26 protein-coding genes are annotated in these 24,934 nt (G+C 74.2%); 15 read left to right on the plus strand and 11 right to left on the minus strand.

Annotated features, from left to right (window positions below; all coding sequences use genetic code 11):
- The first annotated feature begins 64 nt into the window (after window positions 1-64).
- Window positions 65-805, plus strand: coding sequence for a class I SAM-dependent methyltransferase (locus tag ACQEVB_RS26615; RefSeq protein WP_432976573.1), 741 nt, complete (start codon window positions 65-67; stop codon window positions 803-805).
- Here ACQEVB_RS26615 and ACQEVB_RS26620 read toward each other — a convergent pair.
- The gene (locus ACQEVB_RS26620; RefSeq protein ID WP_432980591.1) at window positions 802-2,271 is read right to left on the minus strand and encodes a DHA2 family efflux MFS transporter permease subunit; all 1,470 of its coding nucleotides are present in this window, start codon (window positions 2,269-2,271) and stop codon (window positions 802-804) included. The genes ACQEVB_RS26615 and ACQEVB_RS26620 overlap by 4 nt on opposite strands.
- Before the next feature lie 102 nt (window positions 2,272-2,373).
- Here ACQEVB_RS26620 and ACQEVB_RS26625 point away from each other — a divergent pair, with 102 nt between their 5' ends.
- The 4 genes from ACQEVB_RS26625 (at window position 2,374) to ACQEVB_RS26640 (ending at window position 5,121) form a co-directional block, all read left to right on the plus strand.
- Window positions 2,374-3,099, plus strand: a complete 726-nt coding sequence (locus ACQEVB_RS26625) for an enoyl-CoA hydratase (RefSeq protein ID WP_432976576.1) — start codon at window positions 2,374-2,376, stop codon at window positions 3,097-3,099.
- A 90-nt stretch (window positions 3,100-3,189) separates the two neighbouring features.
- Window positions 3,190-3,672 carry a L,D-transpeptidase gene (locus ACQEVB_RS26630; protein ID WP_432976579.1) on the plus strand — a complete coding sequence of 161 codons (483 nt, stop codon included), beginning with the start codon at window positions 3,190-3,192 and terminating at the stop codon, window positions 3,670-3,672.
- Window positions 3,673-3,730: 58 nt separating this feature from the next.
- Window positions 3,731-4,072 (plus strand): BlaI/MecI/CopY family transcriptional regulator, encoded by a 342-nt coding sequence (locus ACQEVB_RS26635; RefSeq protein ID WP_432976582.1) that lies wholly within the window; start codon window positions 3,731-3,733, stop codon window positions 4,070-4,072.
- A 143-nt stretch (window positions 4,073-4,215) separates the two neighbouring features.
- Window positions 4,216-5,121: a M56 family metallopeptidase gene (locus ACQEVB_RS26640; RefSeq protein WP_432976584.1), complete on the plus strand. Its 906-nt coding sequence runs from the start codon at window positions 4,216-4,218 to the stop codon at window positions 5,119-5,121.
- A gap of 3 nt (window positions 5,122-5,124) precedes the next feature.
- Here the strand turns inward: ACQEVB_RS26640 and ACQEVB_RS26645 are convergent, their stop codons facing one another.
- Entirely contained in the window at window positions 5,125-6,009 is an 885-nt protein-coding gene (locus ACQEVB_RS26645; RefSeq protein ID WP_432976587.1) for a hypothetical protein, read from the minus strand.
- Between the two features lie 136 nt (window positions 6,010-6,145).
- Here ACQEVB_RS26645 and ACQEVB_RS26650 point away from each other — a divergent pair, with 136 nt between their 5' ends.
- Both ACQEVB_RS26650 and ACQEVB_RS26655 read left to right on the plus strand, forming a co-directional pair.
- A complete protein-coding gene (locus ACQEVB_RS26650; protein ID WP_432976590.1) occupies window positions 6,146-7,018 on the plus strand; it encodes a hypothetical protein in 873 nt (290 codons plus the stop codon).
- Window positions 7,019-7,036: 18 nt separating this feature from the next.
- Window positions 7,037-7,867, plus strand: coding sequence for a hypothetical protein (locus ACQEVB_RS26655; RefSeq protein ID WP_432976593.1), 831 nt, complete (start codon window positions 7,037-7,039; stop codon window positions 7,865-7,867).
- Here the strand turns inward: ACQEVB_RS26655 and ACQEVB_RS26660 are convergent, their stop codons facing one another.
- From ACQEVB_RS26660 to ACQEVB_RS26670, 3 genes are all read right to left on the minus strand, one after another.
- The gene (locus ACQEVB_RS26660) at window positions 7,868-8,902 is read right to left on the minus strand and encodes a fatty acid desaturase family protein (RefSeq protein WP_432976596.1); all 1,035 of its coding nucleotides are present in this window, start codon (window positions 8,900-8,902) and stop codon (window positions 7,868-7,870) included.
- 74 nt (window positions 8,903-8,976) lie between these two features.
- Window positions 8,977-10,290, minus strand: a complete 1,314-nt coding sequence (locus ACQEVB_RS26665) for an MFS transporter (RefSeq protein WP_432976599.1) — start codon at window positions 10,288-10,290, stop codon at window positions 8,977-8,979.
- 41 nt (window positions 10,291-10,331) lie between these two features.
- Window positions 10,332-11,288 (minus strand): zinc-binding dehydrogenase, encoded by a 957-nt coding sequence (locus ACQEVB_RS26670; protein ID WP_432976602.1) that lies wholly within the window; start codon window positions 11,286-11,288, stop codon window positions 10,332-10,334.
- A gap of 85 nt (window positions 11,289-11,373) precedes the next feature.
- On the opposite strand from ACQEVB_RS26670, the gene ACQEVB_RS26675 reads away from it, so the two are divergent.
- From ACQEVB_RS26675 to ACQEVB_RS26690, 4 genes are all read left to right on the plus strand, one after another.
- On the plus strand, window positions 11,374-12,777 hold the full coding sequence (locus ACQEVB_RS26675; protein WP_432976605.1) for an ATP-binding protein: 1,404 nt from the start codon (window positions 11,374-11,376) through the stop codon (window positions 12,775-12,777).
- Window positions 12,778-12,799: 22 nt separating this feature from the next.
- The gene (locus ACQEVB_RS26680) at window positions 12,800-13,222 is read left to right on the plus strand and encodes a Rieske (2Fe-2S) protein (RefSeq protein ID WP_432976608.1); all 423 of its coding nucleotides are present in this window, start codon (window positions 12,800-12,802) and stop codon (window positions 13,220-13,222) included.
- 91 nt (window positions 13,223-13,313) lie between these two features.
- Window positions 13,314-15,530, plus strand: coding sequence for a serine/threonine-protein kinase (locus ACQEVB_RS26685; protein ID WP_432976611.1), 2,217 nt, complete (start codon window positions 13,314-13,316; stop codon window positions 15,528-15,530).
- Between the two features lie 51 nt (window positions 15,531-15,581).
- Window positions 15,582-17,528, plus strand: coding sequence for a VWA domain-containing protein (locus ACQEVB_RS26690; protein ID WP_432976614.1), 1,947 nt, complete (start codon window positions 15,582-15,584; stop codon window positions 17,526-17,528).
- Between the two features lie 25 nt (window positions 17,529-17,553).
- Here the strand turns inward: ACQEVB_RS26690 and ACQEVB_RS26695 are convergent, their stop codons facing one another.
- The 5 genes from ACQEVB_RS26695 to ACQEVB_RS26715 all read right to left on the minus strand — a co-directional run bounded on the left by ACQEVB_RS26695 (window position 17,554) and on the right by ACQEVB_RS26715 (window position 22,411).
- Window positions 17,554-18,105, minus strand: coding sequence for a hypothetical protein (locus tag ACQEVB_RS26695; protein WP_432976617.1), 552 nt, complete (start codon window positions 18,103-18,105; stop codon window positions 17,554-17,556).
- A gap of 87 nt (window positions 18,106-18,192) precedes the next feature.
- Window positions 18,193-19,248 (minus strand): aldo/keto reductase, encoded by a 1,056-nt coding sequence (locus ACQEVB_RS26700; RefSeq protein ID WP_432976620.1) that lies wholly within the window; start codon window positions 19,246-19,248, stop codon window positions 18,193-18,195.
- A 42-nt stretch (window positions 19,249-19,290) separates the two neighbouring features.
- The gene (locus ACQEVB_RS26705; RefSeq protein ID WP_432976623.1) at window positions 19,291-20,460 is read right to left on the minus strand and encodes an N-acetylglucosamine-6-phosphate deacetylase; all 1,170 of its coding nucleotides are present in this window, start codon (window positions 20,458-20,460) and stop codon (window positions 19,291-19,293) included.
- Window positions 20,457-21,479, minus strand: coding sequence for an SIS domain-containing protein (locus tag ACQEVB_RS26710; RefSeq protein WP_432980594.1), 1,023 nt, complete (start codon window positions 21,477-21,479; stop codon window positions 20,457-20,459). The genes ACQEVB_RS26705 and ACQEVB_RS26710 overlap by 4 nt, the downstream gene beginning before the upstream one ends.
- Window positions 21,480-21,526: 47 nt before the next feature.
- Window positions 21,527-22,411, minus strand: coding sequence for an N-acetylglucosamine kinase (locus ACQEVB_RS26715; protein WP_432976626.1), 885 nt, complete (start codon window positions 22,409-22,411; stop codon window positions 21,527-21,529).
- A gap of 80 nt (window positions 22,412-22,491) precedes the next feature.
- Between ACQEVB_RS26715 and ACQEVB_RS26720 the strand changes: the two genes are divergently transcribed.
- Both ACQEVB_RS26720 and mshC read left to right on the plus strand, forming a co-directional pair.
- Window positions 22,492-22,704 carry a hypothetical protein gene (locus tag ACQEVB_RS26720; RefSeq protein WP_432976629.1) on the plus strand — a complete coding sequence of 71 codons (213 nt, stop codon included), beginning with the start codon at window positions 22,492-22,494 and terminating at the stop codon, window positions 22,702-22,704.
- 2 nt (window positions 22,705-22,706) lie between these two features.
- Window positions 22,707-23,945: a cysteine--1-D-myo-inosityl 2-amino-2-deoxy-alpha-D-glucopyranoside ligase gene (mshC, locus tag ACQEVB_RS26725; protein ID WP_432976632.1), complete on the plus strand. Its 1,239-nt coding sequence runs from the start codon at window positions 22,707-22,709 to the stop codon at window positions 23,943-23,945.
- Window position 23,946: 1 nt separating this feature from the next.
- Here the strand turns inward: mshC and ACQEVB_RS26730 are convergent, their stop codons facing one another.
- The gene (locus ACQEVB_RS26730) at window positions 23,947-24,126 is read right to left on the minus strand and encodes a hypothetical protein (RefSeq protein ID WP_432976635.1); all 180 of its coding nucleotides are present in this window, start codon (window positions 24,124-24,126) and stop codon (window positions 23,947-23,949) included.
- A gap of 34 nt (window positions 24,127-24,160) precedes the next feature.
- Between ACQEVB_RS26730 and ACQEVB_RS26735 the strand changes: the two genes are divergently transcribed.
- Window positions 24,161-24,520 (plus strand): DUF2237 family protein, encoded by a 360-nt coding sequence (locus tag ACQEVB_RS26735; protein WP_432976642.1) that lies wholly within the window; start codon window positions 24,161-24,163, stop codon window positions 24,518-24,520.
- A 4-nt stretch (window positions 24,521-24,524) separates the two neighbouring features.
- Window positions 24,525-24,923 carry a hypothetical protein gene (locus ACQEVB_RS26740; protein ID WP_432976645.1) on the plus strand — a complete coding sequence of 133 codons (399 nt, stop codon included), beginning with the start codon at window positions 24,525-24,527 and terminating at the stop codon, window positions 24,921-24,923.
- Window positions 24,924-24,934: the final 11 nt, after the last annotated feature.

The following is a 24,934-nucleotide window of genomic DNA, read 5'->3' on the forward strand; positions in this document are numbered from 1 at the left end:
ACCAGTTACCCGTCTGCTCGTATCGTAACTGCCGTTGCAGTGTACGACAGTTACGGAGGCGATCGTGACCACGAGCGTGACACAGCACTGGCTCGACCGGTGGGACGCCCAGCAGGAGCGCTACGTGCCCGATCGCGAGGAGCGGTTCCGCGTCGTCGCCGACGTCGTGGCGTGGGCGAACCAGGAGAATCCGCACCCCAAGGTCGTCGACCTCGGCTGCGGCCCCGGCTCGCTGTCCACCCGCCTGGCCGCGGCGCTCCCCGCCGCCCGGATCGTCGGCGTCGACGCCGACCCCGTCCTGCTCGCGCTCGCCGCGGAGGCCGGCGTGACGGCCGTGCGCACCGACCTCGCCGACCCGCGCTGGCCGGCCGACGTCCCCCTCGAAGGGCCGTGGGACGCGGCGGTCTCGTCCACCGCGCTGCACTGGCTGGAGGTCGGTGACCTCGCCGTGCTCTACCGCACGCTCGCCGAGCGGCTGCGCCCCGGTGGCGTGTTCGTCGACGCCGACCACCGCTCGATCACGCCGCCCGCGCTGCGCGGCCTCGGCACGTTCGTGCGGAACGCGCGCGCCACCCGCGCGGGCGTGGTCGACAACGAGGACTGGACGAGCTGGTGGGACGCCGTGCTCGCCGACCCCGACCTGTCCGCGCAGGTCGACGCCCGTTCCGAGGTGTCGATCTGCCACGACGGCAACACCGGGCTCACGGTCGACGACCATCTCGGGATGCTGCGGGACGCCGGCTTCTCGGCCGCCTCGACGGTGTGGCAGTTCGGCGACGACTTCGTGGTGGTCGCGGTCCGCTAAGCGGCGGACCGTCCGGCGTTGCGCGGAAGCGTCTGGGGCCCGTTGACCCCGCAGTGCAGGCACTCCTCGATGCGGATCCGCTCCGTCGGGGCAGGCTCGCGGCGCCGTCCCGGGACGGTCACGAGCGCGACGAGGGACGCGAGCCCGAGCAGCGCCGCGCAGATGACGACGGCCATGCGGAACCCCGCGTCGAACGCGGCGGCGTCGGCGTAGTCGGTGCCGGTGATCCCGGCGAGACCGGGGATCACCGCGACGGCCAGCAGGCCCGCCGCCCGTGCCACCGCGTTGTTGACGCCCGACGCCGAACCGGCGTAGCGGTCCGGGGCGGCGTCGAGGACGGTCGCGGTGAGCGGTGCGACGGTGGCGGCGAGGCCGAGCCCGAACACCACGACGGCGGGCAGCACGTCGCCCAGCCACGTGGTGTCCCGGTCGATGCGCAGGAAGAGCAGCAGCCCCGCCGCGCTGACCAGCGGCCCGACCACCAGCTGCAGGCGCGGGCCGATGCGGCCGGCGAGCGCCCCGGAACGAGCCGAGAGCAGCAGCATGATCACGGTGACCGGCAGCATCGTCGTGCCGGCGGCGAGCGGGCTGAACCCGGCGACGGTCTGCAGCTCCAGCACCAGCAGGAAGAACACCACGCCGAGCGCGCCGTAGATCAGCAACGTGGCCAGGTTGATCGCGGTGAACACGCGGTCGGTGAACAGCACCGGCGGCACCAGCGGATGCGGCGAGCGCCGCTCGACCAGCACGAACGCGACGAGCGCGAGCACGCCCAGCACCAGCGCGGCGACGAGGTCCGCGGCCGGGCCGCGCTCGCCGAGGCCGGTGAGGCCGTAGGTGGTGGCGCCGAGCCCGAGCGTGGCCAGGACGGTGCCGGAGACGTCGAGCCCGGACGCGGCCTCGGTGTCGCGGCTCTCCGGCACGTGCCGCAGCGCCACCACGACGATGAGTGCGGCGAGCGGCACGTTGATCAGGAACACGGCCCGCCACGACCACTCCACCAACCAGCCGCCGAGGAACGGGCCGATCGCGCCGGCGATCCCGCCGAGCCCGGACCAGGCCCCGATCGCGGCCGCCCGGTCGGTGCCGTGGAACGACGCGGAGATCAGCGCGAGGCTGCCGGGCGTGAGCAGCGCGCCGCCCACCCCCTGCAGCGCCCGCGCCGCGATGAGCGTGCCGACGTCGGGGGCGAGCCCGCAGAGCGCCGACGCGGCGGCGAACCAGATCACCCCGATGAGGAACACCCGGCGACGGCCGAGGTGGTCGCCCAGCGACCCCCCGAGCAGGATCAGCGCGGCCAGCGTGAGCGCGTACGCGTTCACCGTCCACTGCAGTCCGGTGAACCCGGCGCCCAGCTCGCTCCCGATGCGGTCGAGCGCCACGTTCACGACCGTGCTGTCGATCATCACGATGCCGGAGCCGAGCACGGTGGTGGCGAGCACCCACCGTCCGGCCGGGGTGCCCATCCGCAGTGCCGTCGCGTCCGTCACGTGCGGAGCGTAGCGACCGGCCGCGCAGGGATTTCCGTGCCAGACTGCGGCCCCCGTGCAGGAGAGGAGCGCAGTGACGTGATCACCGTGTCGGTGGCCGAGGGGGTCGGGCTGATCGAGCTCGACCGCCAGGAACGGCGCAACGCACTCGACGTCGAGCACTGCCTGGGCCTCGCGGACGCCGTGCCCGCGGTGATCGCCGACGGGGCGCGGGCGATCGTCGTGACGGGTGCCGGGACCAGCTTCTGCTCCGGCGCGGACTTCGCCGAGGTCTACACCGACGGGTTCCGCACCGCGCTCTACCGCGCACTGCGGACCGTCTCAGCGGCGCCGGTGCCGGTCGTCGCCGCCGTGAACGGGCCGGCGATCGGGGCCGGCACCCAGCTCGCGATCGCGGCCGACCTGCGGGTGGGGGCGCCGTCGGCGATCTTCGGGGTGCCCACGGCACGGATCGGGCTGGCCGTGGACCCGTGGACGATCCGCCGGCTCGACCAGCTGGCCGGCGGGGCCACGGCCCGGTCGTTGCTGCTGGCCTGCGACCAGGTGCCGGTGGAGCTGGCGCACGCGCGCGGGCTGGTGGACCGGCTCGGCGACCGGGCGGCCGCGCTGGCGCTCGCGGCCGACCTGACGACGATGGCCCCGCTGACGCTGCGCTACAACAAGCTGGTCCTCGAACGGGTGGATCTTGCCGTCGGCGACCCCGAGCTGGAATCGGCGTTCGAGGGTTGCTGGGCCAGCGCGGACCTGCGGGAAGGGCAGCAGGCGCGCGCGGAGAAGCGCGCGCCGGTCTTCACCGGCCGCTGACGGACGGTAGATCGTGGTGATCACCTGATCGATGAACACGCAGCGTGCGTAGCCTGTTGCAGGTCGTGATCTGCCCTCAGGAGGCGCAACGTGCGTGCGGGTGTCCGCGCCGGCTTGGCCGGCGCCTTGGCGGTGGTGGCCACCGTCGCTGTGGTCGGCATCGGTTCCGCCGAGGAACGGGCCCCGTACGTGCCGCCGTCGGCCGCGACGGGCGTGCAGGTCGAGGGCACCCCGTGCACGGCGTCCGCGCGGGCGTGCGTCGACATCTCCAACGGGCGGGCGTGGCTCCTCGACAAGGGGAAGATCGTGCGCGGCCCGGTCGGGATCATGAGCGGCGACGACGAGGACCCGACCCCGCTCGGCACGTTCGCGGTGCAGTGGAAGGCTGAGCACTACATGAGCCGCGAGTACAGCCGGGAGATGCCGTACTCGGTCTTCTTCGCCGAGGGCGGGATCGCCTTCCACGAGGGCAACAAGGAGAACCCGTCGGCCGGCTGCGTGAAGCTGGTGCGCGAGGACGCGAAGGCGTGGTTCGACTTCCTCAAGGTCGGCGACCAGGTCCAGGTGCGCTGATCCGAGATACATCGAACTGAGGGTGCCCTAACCCTTCTACGCAATGTAGAATGGGTGCGTGGCGAGCCTGGGTGAGTTGGAACGTGCGGTCATGGAGACCCTGTGGTCGGCATCGGAGCCACTCACCGCCCGCGACGTCCAGGACGCCCTCGACGGGCGGGACCTCGCCACGACCACCGTCCTCACCGTGCTCGGCCGGTTGGAGCGCAAGGGCCTCGTCTCGCGGGAGCGGGCCGGCCGCGCGCACCGCTACCGCGCCGTCTCCAGCCGTGAGGACCACGTCGCCGAGCTGATGCGCGACGCGCTCGACGCCGCACCCGACCGGGGTGCCGCGCTGGCCCGCTTCCTCGGCAACATGCCCGACGAGGAGCGTGCCGCCCTGCGCGACCTGCTCGGCTGAGCTGTCGGGTCGCGCCGGCGGCGTCGCGCGCTCGCGGTGCTCGTCCGGTGGCGCCTGGGACCGGCCCGGTCGCAGGCCCGGCCGCGGGCGGATGGCACCCTGATGGCGACGGTGAGGTCGCGAATTCGGGGAGGTGGGGGCGCGTGGAGGTGACCGCGCTCGTCCTGCTCGTGCTCGGGGTCCTGCTCGCCGAGCCGGTGAGCCGCGGCCTCGCGGCCGCCCATTGGCCGTCCCGCGACCCGGTCGGTGGCCTGCTGCTGTGGCAGGCCGTCGGGCTCGCCGGCGGCCTGTCGTTGCTGGGGTCGGGCATCGTCTTCGGCCTGGCGCCGTTCGGTTCGTCGCTGCCGGCCGCCGTCACCGGGGTCGCCGGCGCGATCCGCACGGGGACCTGGCCGCCGGGATTCGACCTCCTGCACGGTGCGGCGCTGGTCGTCGCGCTGCTGATCGGGCTGCGACTGGTCGGCGTGCTCGGCACGGTGACCGTCCGCACGCTGCGGGCCAGGGCCCGCCACCGCGACCTCCTCGACCTGCTCGGCACCCCGTGGCCCGCCGCGCCGCACGCGCGCGTCCTCGACCACCCCCTGCCCGTCGCGTACTGCCTGCCGGGGCTGCGCTCGCGGCTGGTGGTGTCGGCCGGGGTGCTCGACACCCTCGATCCCGCCCAGGTCCGGGCCGTCCTCGCGCACGAGAACGCGCACCTCAAGGAGCGGCACGACCTGGTGGTGCTGCCGTTCGTGGCGTGGGGGGCGACGGCGCCGTTCGTGCGCGGGATGGTGTGCGCCCAGGTCGCCGTGGCCGCGCTCGTCGAGATGCGGGCCGACGACGTCGCGGCGAACCGGGCGGCCCCGGCCGAGCTGACCGCGGCGCTCGGGTCGATGGGGCACGCCACCCCGGCCGCGGCGCTCAGCTCGTTCACCACCGCGCTGGACCGGCGGCTCGCCCGCATCGCCGATCCGCCCGCGCCGCTCCCGGCGGCGGTGCAGCTGGGTGTCCGGCTGGCGGCGGTCGCGCTCGTCGCCGTGCCGACGGCGCTGCTGCTGGTGCCGTAGTCGTCAGGCGTTCGCGCGCAGCACACGCAGCGCGGCGACGGTGAGGTAGCCGCGCCACTCCAGCTCGGCGGCCGGCGAGTAGGTCCGCCACTCCACGGGCCACCCGCCGTCGGGTTGCTGGAGTCCGGCGAGCCGGTCGAGATCGGCGGCGACGGCGTCGGCCGTGAACAGGTCACGCACCGGTCGGCCGGGGACGGGCGCGATGTCGAGCGTGCGCAACGACTCACCCTCGACGCCGCCGACGACGGGCAGGATCCCGTCGGCCGGGACGAGGTGCGCGAGCGCACCCATGAGTTCGGGCGCGCTCGCGTCCGTCTCGTGCACCGCGTCGAGGAAGCGCAGCGTGAAGGCGAGCTCGATGGCGTGCGTGTCGGGGCCGACCTCCGCCGCGGCGGCGAGGCAGAACCGGGTCGCGGCAGCCAGCCACGGGTGCGCGGCCACCGCGGGATCGTGCCGGGCCACCTGATGCGCGTTCGCCGCCGTGATCGCCGTGATCTGCAGCGACGGGCCCGGAACGGGATCGGCCCAGAACGGCGCGCAGCCCGCCGCGTCGGTCAGGGGGAGGGCGAACGGCAACCCGCCCTCCGGCCCGGAGACGGACGACAGCCAGTCGGACAGCGCCACGGCGTCGGAGACCGGCTCTCCGGCCGCCGCCAGCTCGGCGAAGACCTCGAACGCGTGCAGCGCCCGGCCCGGCTGGCTGGTGGCCGAGCGCAGGTCCGGCTCCATCCCCCACCCGTAGCCGCCGTCGGGATTGCGGTAGGCCGCCAGTGCCTCCGCGACACCCGCGGTTTCGCCGTGCAGGAGCAGCGTCAGCCGGCGTCGGTCGAGCAGGCGGCCGTGCGTGGCGAGGAAGTCGGTGGCAGCGGCGAGATCGATGACAGCCATGCCCGTACCTTCGCGGACCGGCCGCCCCGGCGTCGTGAACGGATCGGTCAGCGCCGCTGCGGAGACTTCGACGATCGTCGTTCCGTGATCACTTCTCGGACCGATGGGCCCTACCGTGCCGGACGGGGGGACGGGGATGGATGTCGAGGTTCGGCCGCAGCGGCCGATCGTGCCGATGGGGCCGCTGGATCTGAGCCAGACCATCGGCGGAGCGTTCCGGCTGTTCACGATCACGCCGTCGGTGACCGTCGGTCTCCCCGCGACCGCGGCAGTGGTCGGGTCCGCGGAGCTCGTCGCGCTGATGTTCCTGTCGGATGGGCTCGGCTGGCCGGGCCCGTTCTGGCCGTGGGGTCTGGTGGTGCTGCTCGCCGCCGGCCTGGTGTGGAGCGCACTGATGTCCGTTTCCGCGGCGACGTCGTTCGTGGTGCTCGACCACGCCGTGCGGGGGCAGCGGCTCAGCGGGCGTGCTGCGCTCGCCGCGGGGCTGCGGCGTGCGCTGGGTCTGCTCGGGGTGTACCTGGCCGTGCTGCTCGTGGTGGTGCTGATCGTGGCGATCGGCACCTCCCCGTTCCTGCTGCTCGTGGCCTTCGGTCCGAACGGGGGTGCGGGCGCCTTCTTCGGCTTCGCGCTGGCGCTGGTGTCGATGGCTGTCTACGGGTACGCCGTCCGCGTCCTGGTCTCGCTGATCACGGCCGGGCCGGCGTACGTCGTGGAGCGGCTCGGCATCGGTGCCGCGCTCGCCGCCGCACGAGAGCATTCGGACGGCAACTGGTGGCGCACCTACGCGACCCTCCTGGTCTCGTACCTCCTCGCGCAGGCCGCCGCCTTCGCCTTCTTCCTCGTCGTCGGCCTGGGGATCCTGCTGCTGCAGAAGATCTCGATCCCCGCAGCGTCCGTGGTCACGGGATCGTTGATCGTCGTGATGGCGACAGCCCAGGCAGCGTTGTTGACCGCGGTCACCGGCCTGCTCTACTACGACCAGCGGGCACGCAATCGGCTGCGCATCTGACACGGATCGGGGGACGGCATGGAGTCCGACCCCGACGCACGACCGCCGCTGGTGCCCGCAGGCCCGCTGACGGCGGGCCAGATCCTCGGCGGCGCCGTCCGGCTGCTCGGGATCGCGCCTCTGGCGACCGTCGGGCTGCCGGTACTGGCGGCCATGGTCGAGTTCGTGCTGCTCCAGGTGGTCGCGCTGCCGTACGGGCGGGTCACCGGCATCCCGGCCGCCGATCTCGCTGCGGTGGCAGCGCTGCTCTGGGTGGTGCTCGGCAGCGCCCCGGCGGCGGTCGCGTTCGTCGTGCTCGACCACGCCGTGCGCGGCCGGCGGATCGGCCCGGCCGCGGCGCTGGCCACGGGGCTGCGGCGAGCCCCCGGCCTGCTGGCGGTCTACGTCCTGAACCTGCTCGTGGTGGCACTGGTCGCCGCTGTCGGCCTGATCCCGGTCGCCGTGCTGCAGGCCATCGGGACGAACTCGTTCTACCGGCTGGTCGCGGGGCCGGTGCTGGTGCTGTCCATCTGCGCGATGGGCATCTACGCGTGGGTCGTCCACGTCTCGCTGATCGTCGCGGGTCCGGCGCACGTCGTGCAGGGATTCGGCGTCCTGGGAGCGCTCGCGGAGTCGCGCCGGCTCGCGCCGGGCAACTGGTGGCGGACCTTCGGCACGCTCCTGGCAGCCGGGGCCGTCGTCGCGGTCCTCGCGAGCCCGGCCGCTCTCCCGCTGGTCGTGGTCGGCGTCCCGCGCGTCGCGGCCGGGCTGTGGGCTGCCCTGGTGGCCGGGGTGGTCACCCCGTTCATCGCGGGCGTGATCGGCCTGATCCACGTCGACCAGCGCGTCCCGTGGCGGTCGTTCCGCTGATCACAGCTCGGCCCGCAGCGGCTCGCCCACCTCGTGGAGGTGATCGAGGATCTCCCGCCACGACCGCACCAGCCCGGTCTCGTGGTACGAGACGCCCAGCTCGGCGCAGTAGCCGCGCACGATGGGCCGGGCCGCGCGCAGGTTCGCGGTCGGCATGCTCGGGAACAGGTGGTGCTCGATCTGGTGGTTGAGCCCGCCCATGAGGACGTGCAACGGCCGGTCGGTGAGCGCGCTGCCGCGCACGTTGCGCGAGGTCAGCACCTGCTTGCGCAGGAAGTCGAGCCGGCGTTCCGGCATCTCCATGCCCTTGTGGTTCGGCGCGAAGATCGAACCCAGGTAGACGCCGAACAGGGCCTGGTGCACCACCAGGAACCCGACGGCGAGCAGCGGCGGCAGCAGCGTGAACAGCAGCGCGAGGTAACCGACGACGTGCACAGCCAGCAGCACGGCCTCGAGTCGCCGCGCCGGGATGCGCGGGTTGTTCAGCAGGCCCTTGACGCTCGTCACCCGCAGGTCGACGCCGGCGAGGGTGAGCAGCGGGAAGAACAGGGCGCGCTGGTGGCGCTGCACGAAGCGGAACGGGCCACGGCTCGCGCGGGCCTGCTCCGAGCTGAAGGCGAGCGCGCCCGGCGCGACGTCGGGGTCGAGGCCGTCGTGGTTGGGGTTGGCGTGGTGGCGGGTGTGCTTGTCCTGCCACGCGCCGTAGGACATGCCGATGCCGAGGTTGCCCATCGTCCGCCCGACGACGGCCGAGGCGCGGCGGCCGCGGAACACCTGCCGGTGCGCGACGTCGTGCGCGAGCAGCGCGACCTGCCCGCTGCCGGCCGCGGCGGCCACGGCGACCAGCAGCTGCCACGGCGAGTCGCCCAGCGTCAGGAACGTGAGCCAGGTGGCCAGGAGCCCGACGCCGACGGCGGCGAACCGGAACGCGTAGTAGCCGGGGCGGCGGCGCAGCAGGCCGGCGGCGCTGATCCGCCGGGACAGTTCGGCGTAGTCGCTGCCGGTGCGGGGCCGGTCGAGCGTCGAGATCGTCATGATCGGATCGTCGCCGCGACGGAAGCCCGCGGTGAGCCGGTCGACCCCCGGGCGGGGGTGGGGCGCGCCCTACGTCACGCGGCGGCGGGCTGCCGGCGCCCGGCCAGCAGCAGGACGGCCAGCCCCGCGACCGGCAGTGCCATCAGCACGAAGAACACCGTGAAGAGGCCGGCCACCTCGGCGAGGCCGCCCACCAGCGCGGCGCCGACGCTCGCGCCCACGAGGAACACCAGCGTCGCGACGCCGATGGCCACTCCGCGGTCGGCCGCGGCCACCGCCTCGTCGACGGCGGACATCATGGCGGGCTGTCCGAACCCGAACGCCACCGTCACCAGCGCAACGCCCAGCGCGAGGAGGGCGGGCGCGTCGGCGAGGTCGCCCGCGGCGGCCACGAGCAGGGCCAGCACCGCGATCGGGCACGCGACCGCCATGGCCCGCTGCGCGCCGAGCCGGGCCAGCGCCCGCCGGGAGAACAACGGGGTCACGAGCCCGACGGCCGCGGCCGGGAGCATCAGCAGCCCGGTGGCGAGCGGCGTCCAGCCCCAACCCGCGGCCACGATCGGCACCCCGACGAGCAGGGCGAACCAGCTCGCCGGGATGGCGGCGGTCGCGAACGAGCTGCGCAGCACCACCGGGTTCGTCACGACGGTGCGCGGCAGGAACCCGGTCGGTCGCCGCCGCACCCACGCGACGACGGCCGGTGCGCCCGCGGCGAGCAGCACCGCGCCGACGATCGCCGTGACCGGTCCCGACGACGGCGACTGGAGCAGCAGCACGAGCCCCGACGCCGCCACCGCGACGAGTACGGCGCCGGTGCGGTCGATGTGCTGCCGCGAACCGCCGGACGGGGCGACCCGGACCAGGTACGGCACGATCAGCAGCCCCAGCGCGGGCAGTGCGAGCGCGAGCCGCCACCCGCCGAGGTCCTCCAGTGCCCCGCCCATCAACGGGCCCAGCGCGCTGAACGTGGCCGACACCCCGGCGAGGCGGCCGAGCGCGGCACCGCGCTGCGGGCCCTCCCACATCGCCGAGACGAGCGCCGTGGCCAGCACCGGGATGCTCGCCCCGCCGAAGCCCTGCAGGACCCGTGCCACGATCAGCAGCGCGAACGTGGGCGCGAGCGCGGACGCGATCGCGCCGACCACCATGGCGAGCACGCCGGAGACGAGCGGCGCCCGCAGCCCGTACGCGTCGGCGAGGCGCCCGTGCAGCGGGGTGGCGACGGCGAGCACGACGGCGTACGCGCTGATCGTCCAGGCGGCGGTGCTCGCGCTGATGCCGAGCTCGCCCGCCAGCTGGGGCAGGGTCACCGTGGCCGCGGACGTGCCGGTCGCGGCGAGCCCGAAGAGGATTCCGAGGAGGGCGGCGGTCCGCCCGGGAGAGCGCACGTAGGTAGTCAACCGTTGGGGATGCTCATGATGTTCCCGGATCAGGGGATGAGCACGACCTTCCCGGTGGTCCGCCGCTCCTCCAGGGCGCGGTGCGCCGCGGCGGCCTCGATCAGCGGGAAGGCCGTGACGTGCGGGACGAGCCGACCGGCGGCAGCCTCGGCGAGGGCGCGGGACTCCAGGCCACGCAGCACGGCACCGGTCGGACGTTCCGCCAGGCCAGGCGGGAACGTGACGTCGGGACGGACCGCGCGAGCCGTCGCGAACCAGTCGCGGTCGCCGGAGGAGAAGCCGAACACGACGGCCCGGCCGCCGGGCCGCAGCTGCTCCAGGACGGCACGGCCGATCTCGCCGCCGACACCGTCGAGGACGACGGTGGCGTCCTTCCCGACCACCCGCAGGTGCTCCGGCCAGGCCGGATCGCGGTAGTCGACGGGCACGGCGCCCAGCGCGGTCACCCGAGCGGTCTTCTCCGGTCCGCCGGCCAGCCCGACGACGCGCGCGCCGGCGCGGCGGGCGGCCTGCACGAGGAGGGCGCCGAGCCCGCCGGCTGCCGAGGTCACGAGGACGGTGTCGGCCGCGGTGATCGTCGCCTGGTCGAGCAGCAGCAGCGCCGTCCGGCCCGTCCCGATCATCGCGACGGCCGCCGCCGGCTCCAGCCCGGCCGGTCGCTCATGGAGCGAGCCGGCCTCCACCAGCACCTGCTCGGCATAGCCGCCTCCGGCCATGCCGAGGTGGACGACGACATCACGGCCCAGCCAGACCTCGGCACCGGGGCCGGCCGCGTCCACCGTCCCGGCGACCTCGCGGCCGGGCACCGTGGGCAGCTCCGACGGCGGGAACGGCGGATCCCCGCGACGGAACGCGGTGTCGATGAGGTGCACGCCCGCTGCTGCCACGGAGACGCGGACCTGACCGGGACCCGGCTCGGGCGCGGGCCGCTCCCGCGGCGACAGGACCTCGGGCCCGCCGAACTCCTCCTGCACGATGGCCAGCATGCCGGCGACGGTAGGAGGTGAACCCGGGTCGAGATCAAGATCCGAGTCGCGCCGGGTGGAGGTCCGCGGGCGTAGCGTTGTCGTCGTGCCCCTCGAAGGACCCCGTACGAACCTCCCCACCACCCTCGGCGCGCTCCGCGCCACCGGTCACGAACTGCGCGGCGTCAAGGACGAGATCCGCGCGAACCTGCTCGCCGCCCTGCGCGCGGGACGCGATCCCTGGCCCGGCATCGTCGGCTTCGACGCCACCGTGCTGCCGCAGCTGGAACGCGCCCTCATCGCCGGCCACGACGTCGTCCTGCTCGGTGAGCGTGGCCAGGGCAAGACCCGCCTGCTCCGGAGCATCGTCGGCCTGCTCGACGAGTGGACGCCCGTCATCGACGGCTCCGAGCTCGGCGAGCACCCGTACGCCCCGATCACCCCGCAGTCGCGCCGGCGCGCCGCCGAGCTGGGCGACGACCTCCCCGTCGCGTGGCGCCACCGCGACGAGCGCTACGCCGAGAAGCTCGCCACCCCCGACACCGCCGTCGCCGACCTCATCGGCGACGTCGACCCCGTCAAGGTGGCCGAGGGACGCTCCCTGGGCGACCCCGAGACCATCCACTACGGCCTTGTGCCGCGCGCGCACCGCGGCATCGTCGCCATCAACGAACTGCCCGACCTGGCCGAACGCATCCAGGTCGCGCTGCTCAACGTGATGGAGGAGCGCGACATCCAAGTCCGCGGCTACACGCTGCGGCTGCCCCTCGACGTGCTGCTCGTCGCGTCGGCGAACCCGGAGGACTACACCAACCGCGGGCGGATCATCACCCCGCTGAAGGACCGCTTCGGCGCCGAGGTGCGCACCCACTACCCGCTGGCGCTGAGCGACGAGATCGCGCTGGTCGAGCAGGAGGCGGAGCTGGTCGCGGACGTGCCGCGGCACCTGCTGGAGGTGGTCGCCCGGTTCACCCGCTCGCTGCGCGAGTCCAGCGCCGTCGACCAGGGCTCCGGGGTGTCGGCGCGCTTCGCCGTCGCGGCCGCCGAGACCGTCGCGGCCGCTGCGCTGCGCCGCGCCGCGATCACCGGTGAGGACCGGCCGTACGCGCGGCCCGTCGACCTCGAGGCGGTGCCGGCGGTGCTGCGCGGCAAGCTGGAGTTCGCGTCCGGCGAGGAGGGGCGCGAGCACGAGCACCTCACCCACCTGCTGCGCAGCGCCACCGCGGCGACCGCGCGGCGACACCTGCGGGGCATCGACCTCACCCCGCTCGCCCAGGCCGTCGCCGCCTCGCCGGTGCGGACGGGGGAGCGGGTGCCCGCGATCGAGGTGGTCGCCGCCCTGCCCGTCACCGACGAGCTGACGGAGATCGCGACGAAGCTCGGCGCGGCGGGCACCGAGGACCCCGGTCCGATGGCGAGCGCCGCCGAGCTCGCGCTGGAGCTGCTGTACCTGACGCGGCGGCTGTCGAAGGACGCCGACGACGACGGGAGCTCGGTGAGCTACGGCTGACGTGAGCGGGCGAGGGAGAGCCATGCAGGCGGACGGCATCGGGGCGGTGAGCAGGCGCGCAGTCGTCGGGACGGGCGGGGTGCTGGCCGCCGCGACCCTCGCGGGCTGCGCGGCGCCGCCGGCCCCCCCGACCGTCGCCCCCACAGCGGTCGGCTCCGCCGGCACCCGCCTGGGCCCGGCCGCCGACGTGCCGGTCGGCGGCGGGCACGTGTTCACCGATCTCGAGGTCGTCGTGACCCAGCCCAGCGCGGGCGAGTTCCGCGGGTTCTCCGCGGAGTGCACCCACACCGGCTGCATCGTCGGCTCCGTCACCGACGGCCTGATCGTCTGCCCCTGCCACGGCAGCCGATACCGCCTCGACGGCACCGTCGCCGACGGGCCCGCGCCGCGGCCGCTGAGGCCGCGCGCGGTGCGCCAGGTGGACGGCAACCTGGAACTCGCATAGCACAATCTCCCGCCGAGTGTAACGGGGATCACGTTCCTCCCGAGTGGGTTCTGTGTCCGGGTGCGGACGGGCGGACCGGGGAGTGGGCGTCATGCGCGAATTCGGCCAGTACCGGATCGATTCGTTGATGGGTGCCGGTGGCATGGGCACCGTCTACCGCGCGTTCGACACCCGCCGCGACCGGGAGGTGGCCCTCAAGCTGCTGCCCGACGTCGTGAGCGACGACGAGGAGTACCAGCGCCGGTTCCGTCGCGAGTCGTACGCGGTCGCGCGGCTGCGCGATCCGCACGTCATCCCGATCCACGACTACGGCGAGATCGACGGCAAGCTGTTCATCGACATGCGCCTGGTCGACGGGTGCAACCTCGGCGAGCTGCTGGCCAAGACGGGCGCCCTGCCGCCCGCGCGCGCGGTCGACCTCATCTCCCAGGTGGCCCAGGCGCTCGACGCCGCCCACGCCGGCGGGCTGGTGCACCGCGACGTGAAGCCGTCGAACATCCTGGTCACGGCCAAGGACTTCGTCTACGTGGTCGACTTCGGGATCGCCTACGCCGTCGGGCACACCCGGTCGCGGCTCACCATGACCGGAGCCACGCTGGGCACCATCGCGTACATGGCGCCGGAGCGGTTCGAGAACCGTCCCGTCGAGATCAGCACGGACGTGTACTCGCTCGCCTGCGTCCTGTTCGAGTGCCTGACCGGTACCCGGCCGTTCGCCCGCGAGGACCTGCCGTCGCTGATGTTCGCGCACCTCAACCTGGAACCGCCGGCCGCCAGCTCGATCGCCCCCAACGTGCCCACCGCACTGGACGAGGTGATCCGGAAGGGCATGGCGAAGGCGCCCGCGGACCGCTACGCGAGTGCAGGCGAGCTCGCCGCTGCGGCTGCGGACGCGCTGGTCCCCGCTGCGCCCGTCCTCGCGACGATGCCGGCCGCGACCGAGCCCGCCATCGCCAACGGCGTCGGAACCCTCACGGTGCCGCCGGTGCTGGCCGAGGCGACCGAGCAGCACCCGGACGTCGAGGCCACCGAGCACCTCACCCATCCGACCGTCGCCGCGCGTCCGTGGGCGTCCGCGCCGCCCGTCCAGCACGGGCCGTCGAGAACGGAGCCACCGCCGACCGAGCCACCCACCGAGCCGCCCACCGAGGCACCGACCGTCGCGCACGGCGACGCGGCGGGCCGCCGGCCACGGTCGTGGCGCCGGCCGGTCGCGATCCTGCTCTCGGTGCTCCTCACGGCGGCGCTCGGTGCCACGGTCGCGATCGTCGCGATCCGGTTCCTGGCACCGACCGAGGAGTCCCCGCTCGCCGGCGCGCCGGGGGTCGTCCCGTTCGAGGGCAAGGCGGTGAACCCGGGCACGGCGAAGCTCCCGATCGGCAACGCGGTGGCCCAGCCGACGGTCAACACCACCGTCCCGGTCGGCTCCACCCCCGGGTACATGGAGATCGCGCCCAACGGGAAGTACGCCCTGATCGCGAGCCGCGCCGCCGGCGTCCTGACCGTCTTCGACACCACCCGCAACACCGTCACCGGGACGGTCCCGGTCCCGCAGGGCACCGGCGGCCCGCAGTTCGTCTCGTTCTCCCCGGACGGCTCCCGCGCCTACGCCAGCATCTTCACCCAGGACCGCTCGGTGAACGTCGTCGGCGTGCTGGACACGGCGGCGATGACGTGGGTGACGACCGTGCCGGTCGGCGTGCGACCGTTCGCCCTGGAGGTGACCCCGGACGGCAAGCGGGTCTACGTGCCCAACCACGACTCCGGTTCCATCACCGTGATCGACACCGCGTCGAACACCGTCGTGAACACGATCAAGGTGGAACCGAACCCGCACTGGGTGGCCATCAGCAGGGACGGCACCCGGCTCTACGCCGCGAACCACGAGGCGGGCCTGGTGACCACGATCGAGCTGCCCAGCGAGCGCGTGCTCTCCACGACGAAGGTCGGGACGAGCCCGCACAGCATCGTCGCCCACCCCAGCCAGTTCGCTGTGATCAACGTCAACTACGACAGCAACACGGTGACGGTGATCGACACGACGTCCGGCGCCGTCATCGCGACCGTCCCCACCGGCAACCACCCGCAGGACATCACGCTGTCGGCCGACGGCAAGTACGCCTACCTCGCCGACGTCGACGACAACGCGATCCAGGTCTTCGACACCAGGACGTACGAGATCAAGGGCTCCGTGCCGGTCGGGCAGAGCCCGACCAGCATCGCGGTGTCGCGGGACGGCCGGAAGGGCTACGTCACCAACCTCGCGGACGGCACGGTGACCGTGCTCAACCTGGCGAGCACCGCGTAGCACGCGCACCCCCTGCTCCCGGAGGTACCGTGGATCAGGAGGTACCAACGCATGACACGACCGACCCCGGGCCACCGCTACGGCCCGTACGTCGACGGCCCTGATCCCCTCGCTCCTCCGGTCGACCTGCGCGCTGCGCTCGACGAGATCGGCCGCGACGTCATGGAGGGCTCGTCGCCGCGCACGGCCCTGCAGGAGCTGATGCGCCGCGGCATGGAAGGCCGCCAGGGCCTCGACGAGCTCACCCGCCGCGTGTGGGAGCAGCGCCGCAGGCTGCAGCGCGAGAACCGCCTCGACGGCACGTTGGAGGAGGTCCGCGAACTGCTGCGGCAGGCCCTCGAAGCAGAGCGCGACACCCTCGCCCGCGACGACGGCGACGACGCCCGGTTCCGGGAGATGCAGCTCGACGCGCTGCCGTCCGACACCGGTGGCGCGGTGCGCGAGCTGAACGAGTACGACTTCCGCTCCCCGCAGGCACAGGACGCCTACGACAGGATCCGCGACCTGCTCGGCCGGGAGCTGCTCGACCAGCGGTTCCAGGGCATGAAGCAGGCGATGGAGGGCGCGACGCCCGAGGACATCGAGCGCATCCGCGAGATGCTCGACGACCTCAACCAGCTGCTGGCGAACCACGCGGCCGGACAGGACACCGCCGAGCAGTTCGCGGAGTTCATGCAGCAGCACGGCGAGTTCTTCCCGGAGAACCCGCAGAACACCGAGGAGCTCATCGACCTGCTGGCCGCCCGCGCGGCGGCGGCGCAGCGCATGCTGAACTCGCTGTCCGCGGAGCAGCGGGCCGAGCTGATGGAGCTGGCGCAGCAGGCGTTCGGTGATCCCCGGCTCGCGCAGTCACTGGCCCAGCTCGACGCCCAGCTGCAGGGGCTGCGCCCCGGCGAGGACTGGGACGGGGAGGGCCGCTTCCGCGGCGAGAACCCGATGGGCATGGGCGAGGCCGCCCGCGCCATGGAGCAGCTCGGACAGCTCGACGCGCTGGCCGAGCAGCTGTCGCAGAGCTACCCCGGCGCGACGCTGGAGGACATCGACCTCGACGCCGTCGCCCGCCACCTGGGCGACGAGGGCCGGGTGGAGGTGCAGGCCCTCACCGAGCTGCAGCGCGAGCTGGAGCGGCAGGGCCTGTTCGAGCGGGCGCCCGACGGGTCGCTGCAGCTGTCGCCGAAGGCGCTGCGCCGGCTCGGCGAGTCGGTGCTGCGCGACGTCGTCGACCGCATCGGCGGGCGCCGCGGCGAGCGCGAGAACCGCCGCTCCGGGGCAGCCGGGGAGGCGACCGGGGCGACCCGGCCGTGGGCGTTCGGCGACACCGAGGCGTGGAACGTGCCGCGCACCCTGCTCAACGCGCAGCTACGACGGGCCGGCGGCGACTCCCGCAACCTCGACGTCACCGACGTCGAGATCGTCGAGACCGAGACCCGGCACCGGGCCGCGGTGGCGCTGTGCGTCGACACGTCGTGGTCGATGGTGCAGGACGGCCGCTGGGTGCCGATGAAGCGGACGGCGCTCGCGCTGCACCAGCTCATCTCGACCCGGTTCCGCGGCGACGACCTCAAGCTCGTCACGTTCGGGCGGCACGCGAAGTCCGTCGAGCTGGGGGAGCTGGTCGGGCTGGAAGGGGTGTGGGAGCAGGGCACGAACCTGCACCACGCGCTGCTGCTGGCGGGGCAGCACCTGCGGCGCAACCCGGACGCGCAGCCCGTCGTGCTCGTCGTGACGGACGGGGAGCCCACCGCCCACCTCGAACGCGACGGGCACGCCGTGTTCGACTGGCCGATGAGCCAGGAGACCCTGCACGCCACCGTGGCCGAGCTGGACCGGCTCACCGGGCTGAAGGCGTCGTTCACGTTCTTCGTGCTCGGCGACGACCCCCGCCTGGCCGAGTTCATGGACGGCATCGCCCGCCGCTGCGGCGGCCGGGTGGTCGCCCCGACGCTGGACGGGCTGGGCGCGGAGGTGGTGGCGGACTACCTCCGCACCCGCCGCTGACGACGTCACACAGCGCGTGGCCGCCTCACACAGGTTCGGCGATGTGTGAGGCGGCCGTGCGCTGTGTGAGGTCGCCGGACGGCGGGGCACTCCGGCGGATGCGGCCCCACGGCTTCACCACCGACAGGATCGTCGCGGCCAGCAGCGCGGTGGGTGCCACGACGGCCGGGTACACCAGGTCGGCGACGGTCTCCGGCACCGGCACGGTTCCCGCGGCCAGCGCCGTCCCGTACGCCGCGACGTCGGGCAGCATCGGGGCCAGGACGAAGCACACCATCAGAACGAGCACGAGAGTGATCCCGAGCTTCGCCGCGACCCACCAGTGCGTGACCAGCCCCCAGCGCGTCCCCACGCCCAGCACCAGGCCGGTGACGAGCGCGGCGAGGCTCGCGACGACCAGCGGCCAGCCGAGGAACGTGCCGAGCGCCTGGTAGGCGAGCGCGACGGTGCCGCGGTCGCCGGCGTAGATGCCGGTGAACACGAGGATCGTCTTGGCCGCGTCGAGCCCGATCCACGCGGCACTCGACACCACGTGCGCGACGACGGCGGCCTTGCGGGCCCTGGGCTGCAGCTTCATGGGAAGGATCCTGCGGCCGCCGCCGTAGTCGCACATCCGCCCGGGGTCGACACCGCGCATACGCCCTCGGCGGTAGCCCCGAGGTCGTCAGGCCGCCGCGCGCGAGCCCGCCGGCCGTCGCCGCAGCGCCGGGTCGACCAGCGGCTGCGGCTGCCATGCCCCGTCGGCGCGGTAGGCGTCGGTGCCGGGCGGGACGATCGCGTCGATGCGGTCCAGGACGTCGTCGTCGAGCTCCAGCTCGGCGCCGGACAGCAGGCCGTCGAGCTGCTCCATCGTGCGCGGCCCGATGATCACCGACGTCACGGCCGGGTGCGCGGCCGCGAAGGCGACGGCGAGCTGCGGCAGCGTGACGCCGAGCTCGTCGGCGATCTTCGCGAGCTGCTCGACGAGCTCCAGCTTCGCCGCGTTCTCGGGAAGCGCCGGATCGAACCGGAACGGGGTGATGGCGGCTCGCCCGCTGGTCATGTCGATCTCGCGGCCCTTGCGGATCTTGCCGGACAGGTAGCCGGAGGCGAGCGGGCTCCATGTCAGCACGCCCATGCCCAGCTGCTGGCACACCGGCAGCAGCTCGCGCTCGATGCCGCGCGCGAGCAGCGAGTACGGCGGCTGCTCGGAGCGGAACCGCATGAGCCCGCGGTCGAGGGCCACGTGGTGGGCCGCCACCACCTGCGACGGCGGGAACGACGAGCAGCCGAACGCGCGGATCTTGCCCTGCTGCACGAGGTCGGTGAGCGCCGACAGGGTCTCCTCGACGTCGGTGCGGTGGTCGGGCCGGTGCACCTGGTAGAGGTCGATCCAGTCGGTGCCGAGCCGGCGCAGGCTCGCCTCCACGGCCTGGACGATCCAACGGCGTGAGTTGCCGCCGCGGTTCGGGCCCTCCTGGCCGTGCGGCGCGAAGTGGAACTTGGTGGCCAGCACGACGTCGTCACGACGACCGGCGAGCGCCTTCCCGGTGATCACCTCGGACTCGCCGATCGAGTACATGTCGGCCGTGTCGACGAAGCTGACGCCGCGGTCGAGCGCGGCGTGCACGATCTTCACGCAGTCGTCGTGGTCGGCGTTGCCGACGAAACCGAACATCATCGTGCCGAGGCAGTGGACGCTGACCTCGAACCCGGTACCCCCCAGGACGCGGTATCTCATGGGCGCGGACGCTAGGGTTTCGAGCGCGCTCGAACGCAAGCCTCAGCCCGCGAGCGGGACCGCGTCCACGACCCGACCCGCCCGATGCACCTCGCGCACCCGCAGCTCGGCGTCAAGCACGACGAGGTCGGCCCGCGCACCCGGTTCCAGCGCGCCGACCTCGCCGGCGAGGCCCAGCGCGCGTGCGGGTGTGGTGGCCGTCATCGCGACCGCCCGCAGCAACGCGTCGGCCCGCGGCACCTCGGCGTGCGCCACGATCAGGGCGAACAGGTCGGCGGTGGTGGCCGTGCTGCCGGCGATGGGGCCGGGGCCGTCCGCGCCGGCGACACGTGCCACCCGGTCCGCGACGGTCACCCGCAGCGCGCCGAGGTGGTAGTCGCCGTCCGGCATGCCGGCGGCCGCCATCGCGTCGGTGACGGCGGCGACGCGATCCGCGCCGGCGGCGGCCAGCACGTGCGTCCACAGCGCCGGGTGGACGTGCAGCCCGTCCGTGACGAGCTCCACCACGACACGCGGGTCCTCCATCAGCGCGATCGCCGGCCCGGGCTCGCGGTGGTGCACCGGCGCCATCGCGTTGAACAGGTGGGTGCCCACCCGCGCGCCGGCGGCGATCGCCTTGCGGGTCAGCGCGTAGCTGGCGTCCGTGTGCCCGACGGCGGCGACGACGCCCGCTTCGGCGATCTGCCGGATCGCGGCCAGCCCGCCGGCCCGTTCGGGGGCGAGGGTGACCATCCGCACGACGCCCGAGGCGAGCAGTGGGGCCAGCTCGGCCGGGTCCGGGTCCCGCAGCTGCGCCGGGTCGTGCGCGCCGCACCGGGCCGCAGCCAGCCACGGACCCTCCAGGTGCACCCCGGCCAGCTCACCGTCGGCGACGAGCTCGGCGAGCGCCGCGACGTCGCGCCGCAGCTCCGCCGGACCCGCTGCCACCAGGCTCGCGACCGTCGTCGTGGTGCCGTGCGCGCGGTGGAACCGGACGGCGCGCAGCGCCTCGGCCGTATCCCCGCCGGTGAACGCGGCCCCCGCCCCGCCGTGGACGTGCTGGTCGACGAACCCCGGTACGAGCACGGCGTCGGCGCCGAGGTCGCGACGTTCGTCGGCAGCCGGCGGCGCGTCGTGGCCGACGGCCGTGATGCGGTCGCCGTCGACGGCGACCCAGCCGGGTGCCGCGGTCCCGGCCGCCACCACGGTGCCGGCGGTGAGGAGCGTGGTCACAGGGTTTCCGTGATCTTCCGCAGGCCGCGCGGCGCGTCCGGGTCGCCTCCTCGGTCGACGGCGACGTGCCGCGCGAGCTGCTGCAACGGCAGGATCTCCAGGATCGGCGACAGCCGCTCCGGCACCCCGGGCGGCAGCGCGATGCCGGTCGCCGCGGCGGCCACCGCGTCGGCTCGCCCGAACGCGCAGACGTCGGCGTCCAGCTCACGCAGGCGCGCCAGCGTCGCCCCCATCGCGTCCCCGCCGATCCCTTCCGCCACCACTGCCAGCACCGGCACCTGCGGCTCGACCAGCGCCAGCGGGCCGTGCAGCAGGTCGGCGCCGGAGAACGCCTGCGCGGAGACGTAGGCCGTCTCCATCAGCTTCAGTGCGGCTTCCCGCGCGGTCGCGTAGGAGTAGCCGCGGCCGGTCGTGAGCAGCCGCTGCGCGAACCGGTAGCGGACGGCGAGCGCGGCGATCTCCGCGTCCCGGGCGACGAGGGCCGCGCCGAGATCGGGCAGCGACGCGACGGAGCCGTCGGGATTGCCCCGCACCGCCATCAGCAGCTCGTGCAGCGCCAGCAGCTGCGCCGTGTACGACTTGGTGGCGGCCACCGCCCGTTCGGCGCCGGCCAGGACGTCGACGTGGTGGTGCGCGGCGGCGGCCAGCGCCGACGCGGCGTTGTTGGTGACGGCGACGGTGAGCGCGCCACCCGCGCGCCCGACCTCGAGGCAGCGGACGAGGTCCGGGGACCCGCCGGACTGGCTGACCCCGATCATGAGCACGTCGCGCAGGTCGGGCTGCGCGCCGTACGCCGTCATCGTCGACGGGGAGACGAGGCCGGCGGGCAGCCGCAGCTCGATCTCGACCAGGTACTTCGCGTAGAGCGCCGCGTGGTCGCTCGTCCCGCGGGCCACCAGCAGCACCATGCGCGGCTGCTGCGCGCGGATCGCCGCGACGGCGGCGGCGAGACCCGCGTCGGCGCCGTCGGCCAGGAACCGCCGCCAGACGTCGGGCTGCTCGGCGATCTCGGCGGCCATGAGCACGCCGGCCCGCCGCTCCCCGGTCGGTGTGTCGATCTGGGCCGTCACGATGCCACCCCCGCGGCGAGTTGTTCGGCCAGCCGCACCGCGCCGTGCACGGGTGCCGCTGTGAGGACGTCGACGGCGACGCCGGGCAGGCGGCGACGCACGGCGGCGACCAGCGCCGGTCGGTGCGTCGCGAACCCGCCGGCCACGACGACCGGGCCGGTGATGCCGAGCCGGTCGAGCACCTGCCCGGCGAGCGTGGCCAGCGCGGCGGCGGCGTCATCCATGATCCGGGCGGCCGCGGCGTCACCGCGGTCCGCGAGCTCCGCCACCACCCCGGCGCGGCGCGCCCAGTACCGCTTGTCCGCAGTGCGGTAGACGTGGTCGACGAGCAGCTCGCGCCCGGCGATGCCGCAGTCGGTGACCAGCGCCGCGGTCAGCGTGTCGACCGGCTCGCCGCGGTCCATGGCGTGCAGCGCGTGCCGGACGGCGTCCAGCGCGACCTGGTAGCCGCTGCCCTCGTCGCCGAGCAGGTGGCCCCAGCCGCCCGCCCGGGCGTGCCGCCCGTCCGGGCCGGCACCCCACGCGACCGATCCCGTCCCGCTGATCAGGGCCACGCCGGTGACCCGGTCGGCGGCGGCGAGGATGAGGCGGGCGTCGTGGACGACCTCGACCCGCGCCCCGGGCACGTGCGCGGCGATGAGGTCGCGCACGATCCCCTCGGTGACGGGGGAGTCGGCGCCGGCCGCGCCGGCGCACACCGCCTCGACCTCGTCGACACCGACGGCCGCGAGCACCTCGCCCAGCCGGAGCCCGGCCGTCTCCGGGCCGACGGCCGCGATGTTGGCGCTGGCTCCGTCGGCCTCGGCCACGACGACGCCGTCGACGCTGCGCACGGCGCGGGTGGTGGACCCGCCCACGTCGAGCCCGATCACCGCGGCCATCGCACCTCCGGGCTAGATGTTTGGTCTAATTCGAGTTGCAGTGTACGCATCCGTCAAGCCGCTCGGGGCACACTGTGCCCATGGTCGCCGACCACCCCGTCACCTGCGCGCAGTGCCCCGCCGAGCGCCGTCCGGACGACCCGGCCGCGCTCGCCTGGGCCTGCACGCGCGACGGGGCCGGGCCGGCGCAGACGACCACCTGGCTCTGCCCGGACTGCGCCCGCCACCACGTCCGCGACATCGAGGCGCGACTGGACCGGGAATGGTGGGAGCAGCCACGACGTAAGTTGTGAGCATGCAGACCTGGGCAGCCGCCGATCTCCCCGCACTGGCCGGCGAAGGGCCGCCGTTGCGGCTCTACGACCGCGCGACCGACCGCATCCGGCCCACGGCGCCCGGCGCCACGGCCACGATGTACGTCTGCGGCATCACGCCCTACGACGCCACCCACCTCGGCCACGCCGCGACCTACCTGGCGTTCGACCTGGTCAACCGGGTGTGGCGGGATCTCGGCCACGACGTCCACTACGTGCAGAACGTCACCGACATCGACGACCCGCTGCTCGAGCGCGCGGCCCGCGACCAGGACGACTGGGTCGTGCTCGGCATGCGCGAGACCGCGCTGTTCCGGGAGGACATGGTCGCGCTGCGGGTGCTGCCTCCGCGGCACTACATCGGCGCCGTCGAGGCCATGGGGGAGATCGCCGAGCTCGTCGGCAAGCTGCTGGCCGGCGGTTCGGCCTACCGCGTCGACGACCCCGATTACCCCGACGTCTACTTCGACATCACCGCCACCGGGCAGTTCGGCTACGAGTCCAACTACGACGAGGCGACGATGCTGCGGCTCGCCGCCGAGCGCGGGGGAGACCCGGAGCGCCCGGGCAAGCGTCACCCGCTCGACCCGCTGCTGTGGCGCATGGCCCGCGAGGGCGAGCCGTCGTGGGAGTCGGAGCTGGGCACCGGCCGCCCCGGCTGGCACGTGGAGTGCGCGGCGATCGCCCTGAACCGCCTCGGCCAGCAGATCGACCTCAACGGGGGCGGCTCCGACCTGATCTTCCCCCACCACGAGTGCGGCGCCGCGCACGCCGAGGCGTTCACCGGCGTCGCGCCGTTCGCGCGGCACTACACGCACGCCGGCATGATCGGCCTCGACGGCGAGAAGATGTCGAAGTCGCGCGGCAACCTGGTGTTCGTCTCGCGGCTGCGCGCCGACGGCGTGGACCCCAACGCGATCCGCGCAGCGCTGCTGGCCGGGCACTACCGCAGCGACCGGGAGTGGACCCCGGCCCTGCTCGCCGAGGCCGAGCAGCGGCTCGCCCGCTGGCGGGAGGCCGTGGCGCTGGCCACCGGCCCCGCCGCCGACGACGTCGTGCAGCGGCTGCGCACGCACCTCGCCGACGATCTCGACACCCCGTCCGCGCTGGCGGCCGTCGACGCGTGGGCGGCGACGGCGCTGGAGCGGCGCGGCACCGACGCGACGGCGCCGGCGACGGTGCGCGCCGCGGTGGACGCTCTGCTCGGGATCGCGCTGTAGGTCAGTCGGGCGGCTCGGGGGCCGACGTGTCCTCGGTGACGTCCTCGTTCTCCGGCTCCAGGTCCACCTCCCGTTCGGGGTCCGGGGGCGGGATGTCGAGATCGAGGTCGGGAGAGCCGGGCGGGCGCGGCGGGTCCGGGTCGAGCGGGTGCCGCTGGTCGAGGTGATCCGGTTCGCTCATGCAGGCCCTGTACCCGTTCTGGTTGGCTTCTCCCATGGCGCGCAACGTGCTCGGCGGCGAGCTGCAGAGCTACTCGACCGATCCGCTGACCGGCTTCTACCGCACCGGCTGCTGCGACACCGGCGCCGAGGACGTCGGCGTGCACACGGTGTGCGCGCAGATGACCGCCGAGTTCCTCGCGTTCTCGGCCGAGCACGGCAACGACCTCTCCACGCCGCGCCCCGAGTTCGGGTTCGCCGGTCTGGAGCCGGGGGACCGGTGGTGCGTGTGCGCGGACCGCTGGGTGGAGGCGTTCGAGGCCGGGGCCGCGCCGCCCGTGGTGCTGGAGGCGACGCACGCGAGCATGCTCGACTGGGTGGACCTCGCCGACCTGCGCCGGCACGCGCAGCAGTGACCGCATGATCAGCGTCGAGCTGGCCGCCCGGTTGAAGGCGGCCGGCCTGGAGTGGGCGCCTGCGGCGGGCGACCGGTTCGTCGTCGCCGACCGCGACATGGACGCCGACGTCTTCGTGGTGTCGGAGCTGACCATCGAGGTGCACGAGTCGCCCACCGGCCCGTTGATCCGCTTCAACGGCACCACCGAGTGGGCGCTGGACTCCCTGGAGCTCGACGACGCGCTGTGGCTGCCGCACGAGGCGCAGCTGCGGGAGGCGCTCGGTCCGGCGTTCCGCGCCCTGGAGCCGGTGGGCGACGGGATGGCGGTGACGATCGACCGCGGCGTGGGGACGGAACGACACGTGGACACCGACGCGGAACGCGCCTACGCCCGCGCCCTGCTGGCGGTCCTGTCCGGCTGAGGAACGCGTCG

This window comes from Pseudonocardia sp. CA-107938, assembly GCF_050936315.1.
Classification (GTDB): domain Bacteria; phylum Actinomycetota; class Actinomycetes; order Mycobacteriales; family Pseudonocardiaceae; genus Pseudonocardia.